General features: G+C 46.4%; 13 protein-coding genes. 2 read left to right on the top strand and 11 right to left on the bottom strand.

Annotated elements, in window-relative coordinates:
* Nucleotides 1-22: 22 nt before the first annotated feature.
* From DXE33_RS09925 to rpsB, 9 genes are all read right to left on the bottom strand, one after another.
* Nucleotides 23-382 carry a M50 family metallopeptidase gene (locus tag DXE33_RS09925; protein WP_231970282.1) on the bottom strand — a complete coding sequence of 120 codons (360 nt, stop codon included), beginning with the start codon at nucleotides 380-382 and terminating at the stop codon, nucleotides 23-25.
* A gap of 65 nt (nucleotides 383-447) precedes the next feature.
* Nucleotides 448-1,161 carry a site-2 protease family protein gene (locus DXE33_RS09920; RefSeq protein ID WP_231970281.1) on the bottom strand — a complete coding sequence of 238 codons (714 nt, stop codon included), beginning with the start codon at nucleotides 1,159-1,161 and terminating at the stop codon, nucleotides 448-450.
* A gap of 48 nt (nucleotides 1,162-1,209) precedes the next feature.
* Nucleotides 1,210-2,391, bottom strand: coding sequence for a 1-deoxy-D-xylulose-5-phosphate reductoisomerase (ispC, locus tag DXE33_RS01055; protein ID WP_114638265.1), 1,182 nt, complete (start codon nucleotides 2,389-2,391; stop codon nucleotides 1,210-1,212).
* Entirely contained in the window at nucleotides 2,391-3,218 is an 828-nt protein-coding gene (locus DXE33_RS01050; protein WP_114638264.1) for a phosphatidate cytidylyltransferase, read from the bottom strand. Before DXE33_RS01050 ends, ispC begins: the two co-directional genes overlap by 1 nt.
* 19 nt (nucleotides 3,219-3,237) lie before the next feature.
* Nucleotides 3,238-4,011, bottom strand: a complete 774-nt coding sequence (uppS, locus tag DXE33_RS01045; RefSeq protein ID WP_114638263.1) for a polyprenyl diphosphate synthase — start codon at nucleotides 4,009-4,011, stop codon at nucleotides 3,238-3,240.
* A 23-nt stretch (nucleotides 4,012-4,034) separates the two neighbouring features.
* Nucleotides 4,035-4,595, bottom strand: a complete 561-nt coding sequence (gene frr / locus DXE33_RS01040; RefSeq protein ID WP_114638262.1) for a ribosome recycling factor — start codon at nucleotides 4,593-4,595, stop codon at nucleotides 4,035-4,037.
* Nucleotides 4,596-4,606: 11 nt separating this feature from the next.
* Nucleotides 4,607-5,317, bottom strand: a complete 711-nt coding sequence (gene pyrH, locus DXE33_RS01035) for a UMP kinase (RefSeq protein WP_114638261.1) — start codon at nucleotides 5,315-5,317, stop codon at nucleotides 4,607-4,609.
* Between the two features lie 186 nt (nucleotides 5,318-5,503).
* Nucleotides 5,504-6,388: a translation elongation factor Ts gene (gene tsf, locus DXE33_RS01030; protein WP_114638260.1), complete on the bottom strand. Its 885-nt coding sequence runs from the start codon at nucleotides 6,386-6,388 to the stop codon at nucleotides 5,504-5,506.
* Nucleotides 6,388-7,137 carry a 30S ribosomal protein S2 gene (gene rpsB / locus DXE33_RS01025; protein WP_114638259.1) on the bottom strand — a complete coding sequence of 250 codons (750 nt, stop codon included), beginning with the start codon at nucleotides 7,135-7,137 and terminating at the stop codon, nucleotides 6,388-6,390. The genes tsf and rpsB overlap by 1 nt, the downstream gene beginning before the upstream one ends.
* Before the next feature lie 274 nt (nucleotides 7,138-7,411).
* Between rpsB and map the strand changes: the two genes are divergently transcribed.
* Both map and DXE33_RS01015 read left to right on the top strand, forming a co-directional pair.
* A complete protein-coding gene (gene map / locus DXE33_RS01020) occupies nucleotides 7,412-8,260 on the top strand; it encodes a type I methionyl aminopeptidase (protein ID WP_114638258.1) in 849 nt (282 codons plus the stop codon).
* The gene (locus DXE33_RS01015) at nucleotides 8,253-10,859 is read left to right on the top strand and encodes a [protein-PII] uridylyltransferase (protein WP_114638257.1); all 2,607 of its coding nucleotides are present in this window, start codon (nucleotides 8,253-8,255) and stop codon (nucleotides 10,857-10,859) included. Before map ends, DXE33_RS01015 begins: the two co-directional genes overlap by 8 nt.
* On the opposite strand, the gene DXE33_RS01010 is transcribed toward DXE33_RS01015, so the two are convergent.
* Nucleotides 10,839-11,342: an NUDIX hydrolase gene (locus DXE33_RS01010; protein ID WP_114638256.1), complete on the bottom strand. Its 504-nt coding sequence runs from the start codon at nucleotides 11,340-11,342 to the stop codon at nucleotides 10,839-10,841. The two genes, DXE33_RS01015 and DXE33_RS01010, sit on opposite strands and share 21 nt — an antisense overlap.
* A gap of 207 nt (nucleotides 11,343-11,549) precedes the next feature.
* Complete coding sequence (ligA, locus tag DXE33_RS01005; RefSeq protein WP_114638255.1) at nucleotides 11,550-13,565, bottom strand: NAD-dependent DNA ligase LigA; 2,016 nt, start codon at nucleotides 13,563-13,565, stop codon at nucleotides 11,550-11,552.

The raw sequence follows: 13,565 nt of genomic DNA, 5'->3' as shown, positions 1-13,565 counted from the left end.
GAAGGGGAAAGAGTCAAAAAATTCAAGGCGACAAATAGCGTTGTAAATCGTTAAACAAAGCCAGAATAGAGAAAGAAATTAACAAGAAAAAGCCTACTTTTTGCAGCTGTTCCTGTGTTGAAGTCGAAATCCGCTTTCCAGCGACCAACTCCCATGCATCATACAGGAGCTGACCCCCGTCAAGCATGGGAAAAGGGAGCAAATTGAGCAGCCCGATACTAATACTTATTAGTAGTGCCAAAAATGCAAAAAATGGCTGCCACCCAACCTGGACTGACTTGCCGGCCATGTCAGCAATGCTAAGGGGTCCGCCCAACTGCTTTATAGAAGTCTTTCCGGTGAACATTCCCGCCATTAGCCTGAGGGATAACTTGCTGACCAACCAAACTCTTTGGGATGCAGCCCCTAGAGCCTCAAAAGGGCTTAATTTGAGCTCTTTCCAGTCAGCTAAAGGGTTGGCTTTAGCAATAAACCTAGGCGTAACATAGGATCACTATCTTGACGCATCGGGGGCAAATCCTCGGCCAAGAAGGTTTTGACCATCAAATTACCGTCAGGAGCCTTCAGTTGCAGAGCGAAACCGTATTCCCCGGCAAGAGCATCCATCAGCAACCAGCGCAAAGCATTCCAACTCAGGACCGGCTCAAATTCATCCGAAATTGGTCCCAAAGACTGGGTCTTAGACTCCAAAACTTGCCACCCAACGATCTGCTCACCTCCAGTTACCCCCAATTTAAACGCCAAGGAACTGTCTGGAGGGGTTTGCAAAACAGCGGGTAGCTGTGGGGCACCCGACATATAAATGGTTGAAAAAAGAATAATCGCTAATAAAAAATTCGCCAGAGGACCTGCCGCCACTATCAAGGACCGCTGCCACGGGGGTTTTTGATCGAAAGCGTGGATTTGCTCGTTAGGCGCGATATCTTGCGTCTTATCCCGACCATCAAGCAACTTCACATACCCACCCAAAGGGATGGCGGCAATCACCCACTCTGTTTTATTTTTTGCACAATAAGTAAACAGGGGCTTTCCAAAGCCGATTGCAAAACGAAGAACGCGTACGCCACATGCACGAGCTGCAACAAAGTGCCCAAACTCATGAAAGCTCACGAGCACACCAAGCGTGATGATAAATGTGCCAAGAGTAATGAATGCTTGCAAAAAAAATCCTAACTAAGATATTCGCTGAGATACAAACTATGCAAATTTTTACAATGAATGAATATATTCCTGCGCTGCTTTTCGGGCTTGTGCATCAACACTTAAAGTCGTTTCCAAAGAATCTGCGCCCACTACAGCCATAGCGCTAAGCACCTCCTCAACCACTTGAGGAATCTTCAAATACGGCAGACCAGCATCCAAAAATGCAGCAACTGCAATTTCATTAGCCGCATTTAGGACGGTGGGAGCAGTTCCTCCGGCTTTGGCAGCAGCAAAAGCCAATGATAAGCAAGGGAAACGCTCTAGATCAGGCTCTGCAAAACTCAAATGAGCCAATTGAGTCAAATTCAGTGGCGCAACACCTGCATCAATGCGGTCTGGCCACGCAAGACCATAAGCAATAGGAGTTCGCATATCAGGTTGACCCAGTTGCGCTAATACAGATCCATCGCGATAACGCACCATAGAGTGAATAACACTTTGTGGATGAATCAATACTTTAATTTTTTCCAATGGCAGGCCGAACAGCCAAAAGGCCTCTATTACTTCGAGACCCTTATTCATCATTGTTGCTGAATCCACCGAAATCTTTCTACCCATGACCCAGTTTGGATGAGCGCAAGCCTGCTCTGGAGTGATCTGGTCCAGTTGGTCGATCGGCGTATTTCTAAAAGGGCCACCCGAAGCGGTTAACCACAATTCTTCTACACCCAAACTAGCCTGTGGTGATTTTGCAAATTGATTTGGCAAGCACTGGAAGATCGCATTGTGCTCACTATCAATGGGAAGCAACTCCCCTCCTCCGGCCTTCATGGCTTGCATGAATAAAGCGCCAGACATCACCAAAGCCTCTTTATTGGCCAGCAAGACTCTTTTGCCAGATTTGGCAGCGGCTAAGGCCGGCATCAAACCAGCGGCGCCTACAATGGCAGCCATGACCATGTCACACCCAGACTCAGTGACTGCTGTCACCAAAGCATCAGGTCCATACAAGACTTGTGTTTGACTCCCCCGGGCGCGTAAAAAGCTTTCGAGTTGAGCAGCATCCGCGCTCTCAGAAAGTACCGCAATAGCTGGCTTAAATTCAATACATTGCTCAGCCAAACGATCAACTTGCTTGCCGGCAGTCAAAGCGACCACCGTATAGCGATCCGGGTGGGCACGAACTACATCTAAGGTATTGACGCCGATCGATCCGGTTGAACCGAGTATGGCCAGCCGCTTACTCATTACATCAATCCTGCTAGTAAAGCAGCAATCGGCATTGTTGGAATCAAAGCATCAACTCGATCTAGCACACCACCGTGTCCTGGCAATAAATGACTACTATCTTTAACACCTGCCAAACGCTTTAACTGGGACTCAAAGAGATCCCCAAAAATACTAAATGCATTTAGAACCGTCACCATCAGGAACATCGGAATCCAACCAAAACGAATTGCCCACGCGCCAAATAAAGTAGATTCAAACGGTAGATAAAAAACGCATAGAAAGGCATACCCATAGCAGAGCAATAAACCACCTACCGCACCTTCAATAGACTTTCCTGGGCTAATTTGCACAGCAAGCTTATGTCGTCCAATTGCCTTTCCCACAAAATAAGCGCCGATATCGGCAACCCAGACTAGAGCCAAAGTAGACAGCAGATAGATCAGACCTAACTCGCGCAAAAAAACCAATGCGAACCAAGTTGCCGGTAAAACAATCAAGCCAAGCACTACATAAAAAGGTCGCAATTTATCTAGCGAGAGATTCATGCCTCGCGCCAGAATGAACGGGGCCACCAAGAACCAAAAGAGCACCGACAAAAATAATATGGCTAATTGCCAATCCGTATTTTGCACTCCCAACAAGAACACAATAATTGCCAAACAAAATAATCCGTACAACCAGGCGGCAGACTTTGCCTCTGCTGCCAATAATCGACTCCACTCCCAGGCTGCAGCAACCAAGACAACTAAAAAGAAAGCCCCTGCATACACAATCGGCAATAAAAACAAGATTGGTAAAAGAACTGCCATTAACACAAGGGCAGTGATGATTCGAGTTTTTAGCATTGGGAGGGAACTTTAAAAATCAAGCAGCATCGCTAGCGGTCTGTGAGGCCAGCTGAGCACTCGTACGACCAAAACGACGCTCGCGTTGACTGAACCAAGTAAAGGCTTTATGTAACTCAGCCTCATCAAAGTCAGGCCACAAGACATCCGTAAAATACAGCTCTGTGTACGCTAACTGCCAAAGCAAGAAATTACTAATACGTTGCTCGCCACCAGTGCGAATAAACAAATCAAGCTCTGGGGCATAAGCCATTGATAAATGCGGTGTCAGCAAATCTTCTGTGACATCATCAGGCTGTAAATTGGGGTTGGCAGCAAGGCAGCGGCGCATAGCCTGCAAAATATCCCAACGCCCACCATAGTTAGCAGCAATCGTAAAGGTAAGACCTTTGCAGCTCGCCGTTTTTTCTTCTGAAAATTGCACCATCTCTTGAATGGCGGAATCAAAACGACTTAGATCCCCAATCAAGCGCAGAGAAATATCATTTTCTGCTAAGCGAGATACCTCACCTTTGAGCGACTTGAGAAATAACTTCATCAAGAAGCCAACCTCTTCAGGAGGGCGACGCCAGTTCTCGGAGCTAAAGGCGAAAACAGTTAAGTACTCGACCCCAATACGGCGGCACTCTTGAACAATTTTTCGTACTGCCCCCAAACCCTCTGAGTGGCCAGCGACCCTAGGCATCATGCGCTTGCTTGCCCAACGGCCATTACCATCCATAATGATTGCCACATGGCGAGGAATGGCACTTACCTCTGGAATTGCCTGGGTAGAACTAAGGTGTTGGGTCATGAAAAATAAAACTCAATCAGGCCTTAAACCGTCATGATCTCTTTTTCTTTTTCAGCAATGATCTTGTCGATATCTACCACTGCCTTATCAGTCATCTTTTGGATATCGTCTGTTGCACGACGCTCTTCATCCTCGGAGATTTCTTTATCTTTAGTTAAACGCTTCAAGTGCTCATTGGCATCACGACGCAGATTGCGAACCGCAATTTTGGCATCTTCACCCTCGCTCTTCACTACTTTAGTCAATTCGCGACGACGTTCTTCAGTTAGTGCAGGCATTGGCACGCGAATCACAGTACCTTGTGAGGCTGGATTTAAACCTAGATCAGAATCTCGAATGGCTTTTTCAACAGCGGCCACCATATTCTTTTCAAATGGCTGAACGTTAATTGTGCGAGCGTCAGCCAAACCTAGACTGGCCACCTGGCTCAATGGTGTTGGATTGCCGTAATATTCAACCTGAATATGTTCCAAAATTCCTGGATTAGCGCGACCAGATCGAATCTTTGCCAGATTGGATTTCAAAGACTCAAGAGACTTTTGCATCTTTTGATCGGTAGTGGTTTTAATTTCTGCTGCAAACATCTGTCCTCCTATTAAACGTGCACCAAAGTACCTTCAGGCTCACCTTGCACTACGCGCATCAAAGCGCCAGGCTTGAGTATTGAAAATACTTTGATTGGTAATTTGCGGTCACGACACAATGCGAAAGCAGTAGCATCCATGACTTGTAAGTTTTTAATTAATGCTTCGTCAAAGGTGATTGTTTTGTACAGCGTAGCGCTTGGATCCTTTACTGGATCAGCACTGTAAATTCCATCAACCTTAGTTGCCTTGAGCATAACTTCAACACCCATCTCCGCCCCACGCAAAGCAGCGGCAGTATCTGTGGTGAAAAATGGGTTACCCGTACCAGCCGCAAAAATCACAACCTTACCCTCGCTCATCGCACGAATGGCGCGCGGACGAATATACGGCTCAACTACTTGATCCATACGCAGCGCAGATTGCACTCGCGCTTCAATCCCTTTTTGACGTAATGCGTCTTGCAAGGCTAAGGAATTCATCATCGTAGCCAACATACCCATGTAGTCAGCAGTGGCGCGATCCATTCCAGCAGCTCCACCCGCCACACCACGGAAGATATTGCCGCCTCCAATCACAATGGCCAGCTCTACTCCGCTATGCACCACTTGGGCGATTTCAGAAACCATCGAGTCGATTGTGACTGGATTGATGCCAAAAGCATCGTCGCCCATCAGGGCTTCACCAGATAATTTAAGGAGGACGCGTTTGTAGCCTGGCATATGGTTCTTTTCCGTAATTTGCTAAGTAATTTGTTTACATAGCTTATTGATCTTTAAGCGCTTTTTAATATCTGCATCAAATTATAAAGGGCTTGGTCAATATCAAAGGAAAGGGCATAGAAACCCAGGTTTCTATGCCCTTAAGAGCGCTGCTAACCATAGGGGGGCAAGCCCCAGACTGGCTATTTAGGCTGTAGCCTTAGAAGCGGCAGCAACTTGTGCAGCCACTTCAGCAGCAAAGTCATCCTGGCGCTTCTCAATGCCTTCACCCACTACAAACATGGTGAAGCCTTTTACTGAGGTATTAGCCGCCTTGAGCATCTGCTCAACAGTTTGCTTGTCGTTTTTAACAAAAGTTTGGTTCAACAAAGAAACCTCTTTGAGGTACTTCTGAATAGAACCTTCCACCATCTTCTCAACGATTTCTGGTGGTTTGCCAGATTCAGCAGCTTTTTGTACAGCAACACTGCGCTCAATCGCGATAAATTCAGCAGGAACATCGGCAGTAGATAAAGCAACTGGTTTCATTGCAGCAACGTGCATCGCGACGTCTTTAGCGGCAGTCTCATCGCCTTCAAACTCAACCACTACACCAATACGAGTGCCGTGGAGGTATGAAACCAACTTATTGCTACCAGCAAAACGCTTAAAGCGACGCGGCATGATGTTTTCGCCAATCTTACCGATCAAGGCGCTACGCACTTCATCAACAGTAGAACCGTTCAAAGGCAATGCGAGCAAAGCTGCGACGTCGGCCGGATTCTTTTCAGCAACCAACTTCACGCAATCATTTGCAAATGCCAAGAAGTCATCGTTTTTAGAAACGAAATCGGTTTCACAGTTCACTTCGAGTAAAGCGCCGTTGCTGCCATCAATAGACACAGCTACGATCCCTTCGGCAGTAACACGTGAGGCAGCCTTGCCAGCTTTACTGCCTAGCTTTACACGCAGAATTTCTTCTGCGCGAGCCATGTCACCATCAGCCTCGGTTAATGCTTTTTTGCACTCCATCATTGGAGCATCAGTCTTGGCGCGGAGTTCGCCAACCATTGCAGCGGTAATAGCGGCCATTATTCAGCTTTCCCTTCTTCAACAAACTCTTCTTCACCTTCTTTAACAGCAGTCAGTACTTCCTGCACTGCATTTGCACGGCCTTCAAGGATTGCATCAGCAATACCACGAGCGTAAAGAGTGACGGCCTTGCTGGAGTCATCGTTACCAGGAATGATGTAATCAACACCTTCTGGTGAATGGTTGGTATCCACAACAGCAATCACTGGAATACCCAATTTGTTTGCTTCAGTAATAGCAATCTTGTGATAGCCAACGTCCACAACGAAAATTGCATCAGGAACGCCGTTCAAGTCCTTGATACCACCGAGTGCTTTTTGCAATTTGTCGAGATCACGGTCATTAGTCAAAGCTTCTTTCTTGGAGAGCTTTTCCCAGTCGCCAGCTTCTTTAGCAACTTCCATATCCTTCAAACGCTTCAATGAACCTTTAACAGTTTTAAAGTTGGTGAGCGTACCGCCCAACCAGCGGCTGTCGATGTAAGGCATACCAGCACGAGTTGCTTCTTCAGCAATGATCTCGCGTGATTGGCGCTTAGTACCAACAAATAAAATCGTGCCACAATTCGCAGCAACTTGCTTTGCAAATTTCAGGGCGTCCTGAAACATTGGCAATGTTTTTTCCAAGTTGATGATGTGGATTTTGTTGCGATGACCGAAAATAAATGGGGCCATCTTTGGGGACCAGAAGCGGGTTTGGTGGCCAAAATGGCAACCGGCTTCCAGCATTTGACGCATAGTCACTGACATAACTTCTCCTAAGGGTTGGTTCTAAAGCTGAGTCCTAGCTGCGCTAAAAAGCGCCACCCTGGAAGGCTCAACTCGCGATTTCAAGACCAAAATGGACTTGAGAACAAAATTATAGCTTAAATATCAATGATCTAGCCACCTAAACTCCTCACAAAAGGAGTGCGAATAGAACCATCAATAAACTCTAATAGGCATAGGCAAAAAATGAATTTTCTGCCTAAATATTAGGCAGATATGATCAGCCAAAGCGACCCAAGTCGTTGATAATCAAGCAATGAACAGTGTATTTACCGCAGAAAAAGACATCCAAGGAGACATCCAAGGGATGCGCGAAGCTGGCCGCTTAGCCAGCGAAGTTTTGGATCATGTTGCCCCGCATGTTGTCGCTGGGGTAACAACTGGTGAACTAGACCGTATCTGTCATGATTACATGCGGGATGTACAAAAGACCATTCCTGCCCCACTCAATTACCAACCGCCAGGCTACCCACCCTTTCCTGCGTCCATCTGCACATCTGTCAATGATGTGATTTGCCACGGCATTCCCGGTGAAAAAGTTCTCAAAAATGGTGATGTAGTCAACTTAGATATCACTGTCATTACCCCGGACGGTTACTACGGTGACACCAGTCGCATGTTTATGGTTGGAGAAGTTTCAGTGATGGCCAAACGCCTGACACAAATTACTTTTGAATGTATGTGGCTAGGAATTGCACAAGTAAAACCAGGTGCATCACTGGGCGATATCGGTTACGTCATTCAAACGCATGCTGAAAAAGCTGGTTACTCTGTTGTGCGCGAATACTGTGGCCACGGTATTGGCAAAGTATTTCACCAAGATCCACAAATCCTTCACTATGGTCGTCCCGGCGCTGGTGAAAAGCTACAAGCAGGCATGACCTTTACGATTGAGCCGATGATTAACGCTGGACGTCGCGAGATTCGAACAATGCCAGATCAATGGACGGTCAAAACCAAAGATCGCAGTTTGTCAGCGCAGTGGGAACACACCCTCTTGGTAACGGACACTGGGGTTGAGGTGTTAACTTGGTCTGCAGGTAGCAACCCTCCTCCGGATTGCGTTAAAGGTCTTTCGTTTCGACCATCATCAGTAGATGCCTAAACCTATGAGCACTCTGGCGGCCAATAAGATTACTGATGCGGCTGGCCTACGCGCTGCTCGCGAACTGGCTTATGCAGAATTTAAAAAAACTCAGGTGGTTGGCAAGTTCACCAAGCAACTAAGCAAACTCACCGATCAATTACTCACGCAATTATGGATGGATTGTGGATTAAGTAATGAAGCTACTCTAGCCGCAGTTGGTGGCTTTGGTAGAGGGGAATTATTTCCCTATTCCGATATTGATATTTTGATTCTGCTGCCAGCAGATGAAAAAGAAGCCCAATCATTATCAAAACAAGTTGAGCAATTTGTAGCTAGCTGCTGGGATACCGGCCTTGAAATTGGTTCATCGGTCAGAACTGTTGCTGAGTGTATCTCCGAATCCGAGCAAGACATTACTGTTCGTACCTCATTACTAGAGGCACGTCTTATCTGCGGCAAGAAGCCTCTCTTTAAAGAATTTGCAACTGCTTTTGAAGCTGCAATGGATCCCAAGGCCTTCTTTCAGGCAAAACTGGCAGAGCAAATTCAACGCCACTATAAATATCAAAACACCCCTTACTCTCTAGAGCCGAACTGTAAAGAGAGCCCCGGTGGATTACGTGATCTACAAGTAATCTCCTGGGTCAGTAAGGCTGCATTGCTTGGGAATACCTTCAGAGACTTAAACCAAGCAGGTTTAGTTACCCAACGTGAACTCACGGAACTAACTCGCAACCAACGTTTTCTAGAGACACTGCGAGCTAATTTGCATTTACTCGCTGGTCGCAGACAAGATGTGATCGCCTTTGACTTGCAGGCGGCTCTGGCCAGATCTATGGGTATTGAGACCGACTCTGCTCGCCAAGCAAGCGAAGCCATCATGCGTCGTTATTACTGGGCAGCCAAAGCGGTTACCCAATTAAATGATGTGCTCTTACAAAATATAGAAGCCTTACTCTTCCCTCAAGAGTCTAGGACAACTCACACTATCCCAGGCGAAGGTAATGAGCATTTCATTGAAAGACAGGGTGTACTGGATATTACCGATCCACAACTGTATCAAAAGCATCCAGAACAAATTCTGCGAACCTTCTTAGTGTTCGCACAAACTTCTAATGTGAAGAGCCTCTCAGCCACCATCTTTAGAGCGCTCTATAACGCTCGCCAGAAGATGGATGCCAAGTGGCGTGCCAACCCAATTAATAGAGCACTTTTTATTGAAATACTGAAGCAACCTGAAGGAGTGAGTCGCGCCTTCCAGCTCATGAATCGCAGCAGCGTTTTGGGTCGCTACTTACCCGCCTTTCGTAAGATCGTGGGACAAATGCAGCATGACTTATTCCACGTCTATACCGTAGATCAACACATCCTGATGGTCCTGCGCAATGTTCGGCGCTTCATGGTGGTGGAGCACACCCATGAATTTCCATTTTGCAGTAGCCTGATTGCGCACTTTGACAAACCCTGGTTACTGGTAATCGCCGCACTATTTCACGATATTGCCAAAGGAAGAGGTGGTGATCATTCACAACTAGGTAAGGCAGACATGCGTAAGTTTGCCAAAGACCACGGACTAGATAAAAAAGATACAGAACTCTTGGTGTGGCTCGTTGCGGAGCATCTCAATATGAGTCAGGTGGCTCAAAAGCAAGATATTACCGATCCAGATGTAGTGTGGGCATTTGCTCAAAAGGTTGGAGATGAACGTCACCTCACTGCACTCTACTTGCTGACCGTTGCTGATGTACGCGGTACCAGCCCCAAAGTTTGGAATGCCTGGAAAGGCAAGTTACTTGAGGACCTATACCGGGCAACATTAAGAGTGTTAGGTGGCGCAAAACCAGATGCCTCATCTGAGTTAGCACAACACCAAGAGGATTCCCGAACCAAACTACGTCTGTACGGCATAAATGATGATTCTTATGAGGATCTTTGGAAACAGCTAGATGTCGCTTTTTTCTTAAGACAAGATTCAGCCGATATCGCTTGGCTAACACGGCATTTATTTAATAAGGTCAATAGTGAACAGCCAATTGTCCGTGCTCGCCTCTCCCCTATTGGCGAAGGCTTGCAAGTTGCTGTCTACGTTAAAGACCAGGAAGAACTTTTTGCTCGAATTTGTGCCTACTTTAAAAGACATGGTTTCTCCATCTGGGATGCACGTATTCATACTACTCGTCATGGCTACGCACTTGATACCTTCCAAGTATCAGGCAGCAACTTGGTCGATGATGGTGGTAGCTATCGAGACATCATTCAACTAGTAGAGTTTGAATTAACTGCCGCATTAACTAATGCAGATCCGCTACCAAACCCAAGCATGGGAAGATTGTCTAGACAATCACGCACTTTCCCTATTCAGCCACGCGTTCACATGGTGCCAGATGATCGTGGCCGGTATTACACGCTCGCCTTATCTGCTAGCGACCGCACCGGCTTACTCTATACGATCTCCAGAGTGCTAGCTAAGCATCAAGTCTCTATTCACACCGCAAGAATTAATACGCTTGGCGAGAGAGTTGAGGACATCCTGCTATTAGATGCGGCCAACTTAGGTAAAAATCCAAAGCTGCAGATTCAATTGGAGACGGAGCTCTTAGAGGCTTTGGGGGCTTAAATTAGCCAATGCTCGCCGTATTCTTTCGCTTTCAATATCTTCAAAAGAAAACCAAGCGCAGCGAATATCCTCTATAGGCTTTTCCTGTTTCAAGACAGTTAACCGATACAGCAGATCAATATGAATGTGCGATCCCTCGCCTTTTTTAAGATTGGCAGGAATTTCGTGAATATCGATATCGATTGGACACAGATCTTTTGAGGCGATTTCACAAAGCAGACCCGTCTCTTCGTAAACTTCCCGTATAGCCGCTTCATGGGGAGGTTCCATGTTGTCTACATGCCCTCCAGGCTGAATCCAGCGCCTAATATATGGGTGAAATACCAAGAGAACCTTGCCATCTTTGATAACCAGCCCGCTAGCAGTAATGTGACCCTCTTTGATAGATCGCTCAAAAGGATTCTCTAGGGAGAGAATTGCATCACAATCTTCTGAGTATTTAGTATTTCGAGGCTGAGCAATAATGTATTTAAGAAAATTCATATAACAAATAGGGAAAGTCTAGATACCTTCACCTGAAATTTCCACCTGAAAATACTATAAGAAATATCCTACTCATACAAAAACTACCCAAGGGTAGTTTTCAATTAACTAACCGACTAGAAAATCCTTATCGAGGCTACTCTTTCTGGCGCCTAATCTCAACGAAATAAAACCAGAGGAAGCTAGAGCTAGTTTGTAGCCTCTAGCTCACTTCAACAGCACTAACATCCCAGCCTCATCGATGATAGGCACACCCAATTCTTCTGCTTTGGTCAGCTTACTTCCAGCATCTGCTCCAGCAACAACATAGTCTGTTTTCTTAGAAACTGAACCGGCCACTTTAGCGCCGGCCTTTTCTAGCAGATCTTTAGCTTCATTGCGGGTCATGGTAGGAAAAGTTCCCGTAAGCACAAAGGTTTTTCCGGAGACAGCTGCGCTAATATTTTTCTCTTCCACAGCAAGCTGCATTCCCGAAGCAAGCAATTGCTCAATGACTTCGCGGTTATGGGCTTCTTGCATAAAACTTGTGATGGAGTCAGCGACTACTGGGCCTACATCTTTCACCGTCAGTAAATCATCCATGCTGGCATCCATCAAGGCATGCATAGTTTGATAGTGATTTGCTAAGTCTTTAGCCGTAGTTTCTCCAACATGGCGAATACCTAGTGCAAAAATAAATCTAGCTAAAGTGGTATTGCGGGATTGATTAATCGCCTGAATCAAATTATCAGCAGACTTTTCCCCCATGCGCTCCAAATTAGCAAGTGCAGTAAAACCCAAGCGATAAAGGTCTGCTGGGGTTCTGACTAAATTTTGATCCACCAATTGGTCGACAATCTTTTCACCAAGACCTTCAATATCTAAAGCGCGTCTCTGTGCAAAATGTATCAAGGCCTGCTTGCGCTGTGCTCCGCAGAACAAACCACCACCACAACGCGCCACCGCCTCATCAGCCAGTCGCTCGATATGCGATTCACATACCGGACAGCGGGTTGGCATGACAAATTCTTTAGCATCTGCTGGACGGCGATCTTTGATCACAGAGACCACCTCAGGGATCACATCACCAGCTCTGCGAACCGATACTGTATCGCCAATACGGACATCTTTGCGCTTAACTTCATCTTCGTTATGAAGCGTGGCATTGGTGACAGTAACCCCGCCGACCTCAACGGGAGAGAGCCGTGCAACTGGAGTAATAGCGCCAGTGCGCCCTACTTGTACATCGATGCCTAAAACTGTTGTTAGTGCTTCTTGAGCGGGATATTTGTGCGCCAGCGCAAATCGAGGAGCTCGCGATACAAATCCCAACTTAGCCTGCTCAGCAAATGAATTGACCTTATAAACAACGCCATCAATGTCATAAGGCAAAGAATCACGCTTAGCACCGATCTCGTTATAGAAGGCGAGGATTTCTTCTACAGAGTGCAGAACTCTGCGCTCTGAACAAACCGGTAACCCCAACTGTGCATAAGTGTTGAGCAGCTCTTCATGAGTTTTGGGCAACCAGGACTGGGGCTCTAATGCACCTAATCCATAAGCAAAGAAAGATAGTGGTCTTTTAGCGGTGATCTTGAAATCAAGTTGACGCAAACTTCCTGCCGCTGCATTACGAGGGTTGGCAAACTCCTTCTCTCCCTGCTCAGCCGCCTGTCGATTCATCTTCTCAAAATCTTTTAAGTACATAAAGACTTCTCCGCGGACCTCCAGTACTTGCGGAATATTTTTTCCTGTCAGCTTCAAGGGAATTGATCGAATAGTCTTGATATTTGCCGTTACGTCCTCGCCGCTAGCACCATCACCCCTTGTAGCTGCTCTTACTAAAGAGCCATTTTCATAACGCAATGAAATCGCTAAACCGTCAAACTTCAATTCGCCAGCGTAAGTGACATGATCAGCATGGAGCGCTTCGCGGCAACGTCGATCAAATGCAATCAGCTCCGCATCTTCAAATGCATTATTCAAGGAGAGCATGGGAACAGTATGCTCAACGGAGTCAAATTCTTTAAGGGCTGCACCACCCACTCTTTGCGAGAGCGACTCTGGAGTGATCCATTCTGGATGGGCCGCCTCAATATCGAGTAACTCGCGATACAAGCGATCGTACTCAATATCGGGCAAAAGTGGGTTATCTAAAACATAGTAAGCATGCTCGAGACGGGCTAACTCACCCTGCAAGAAGGCATAACGCTCCGCTAAATTTATCGGGCCATTAGACGACAA

Origin of the sequence: Polynucleobacter necessarius, from assembly GCF_900096765.1 — a bacterium.
Classification (GTDB): domain Bacteria; phylum Pseudomonadota; class Gammaproteobacteria; order Burkholderiales; family Burkholderiaceae; genus Polynucleobacter; species Polynucleobacter necessarius_F.
The sequence above is the reverse complement of the archived record's forward strand: the minus strand, read 5'-3'. Positions and strand labels throughout refer to the sequence as shown.

Coding starts and splice junctions, on each gene's coding strand:
- pyrH (WP_114638261.1), bottom strand. CDS start 5,317: ATGCCAGGCTACAAACGCGTCCTCCTTAAATTATCTGGTGAAGCCCTG.
- rpsB (WP_114638259.1), bottom strand. CDS start 7,137: ATGTCAGTGACTATGCGTCAAATGCTGGAAGCCGGTTGCCATTTTGGC.
- uppS (WP_114638263.1), bottom strand. CDS start 4,011: ATGACCCAACACCTTAGTTCTACCCAGGCAATTCCAGAGGTAAGTGCC.
- map (WP_114638258.1), top strand. CDS start 7,412: ATGAACAGTGTATTTACCGCAGAAAAAGACATCCAAGGAGACATCCAA.
- DXE33_RS01010 (WP_114638256.1), bottom strand. CDS start 11,342: ATGAATTTTCTTAAATACATTATTGCTCAGCCTCGAAATACTAAATAC.
- tsf (WP_114638260.1), bottom strand. CDS start 6,388: ATGGCCGCTATTACCGCTGCAATGGTTGGCGAACTCCGCGCCAAGACT.
- DXE33_RS01015 (WP_114638257.1), top strand. CDS start 8,253: ATGCCTAAACCTATGAGCACTCTGGCGGCCAATAAGATTACTGATGCG.
- ispC (WP_114638265.1), bottom strand. CDS start 2,391: ATGAGTAAGCGGCTGGCCATACTCGGTTCAACCGGATCGATCGGCGTC.
- frr (WP_114638262.1), bottom strand. CDS start 4,595: ATGTTTGCAGCAGAAATTAAAACCACTACCGATCAAAAGATGCAAAAG.
- DXE33_RS01050 (WP_114638264.1), bottom strand. CDS start 3,218: ATGCTAAAAACTCGAATCATCACTGCCCTTGTGTTAATGGCAGTTCTT.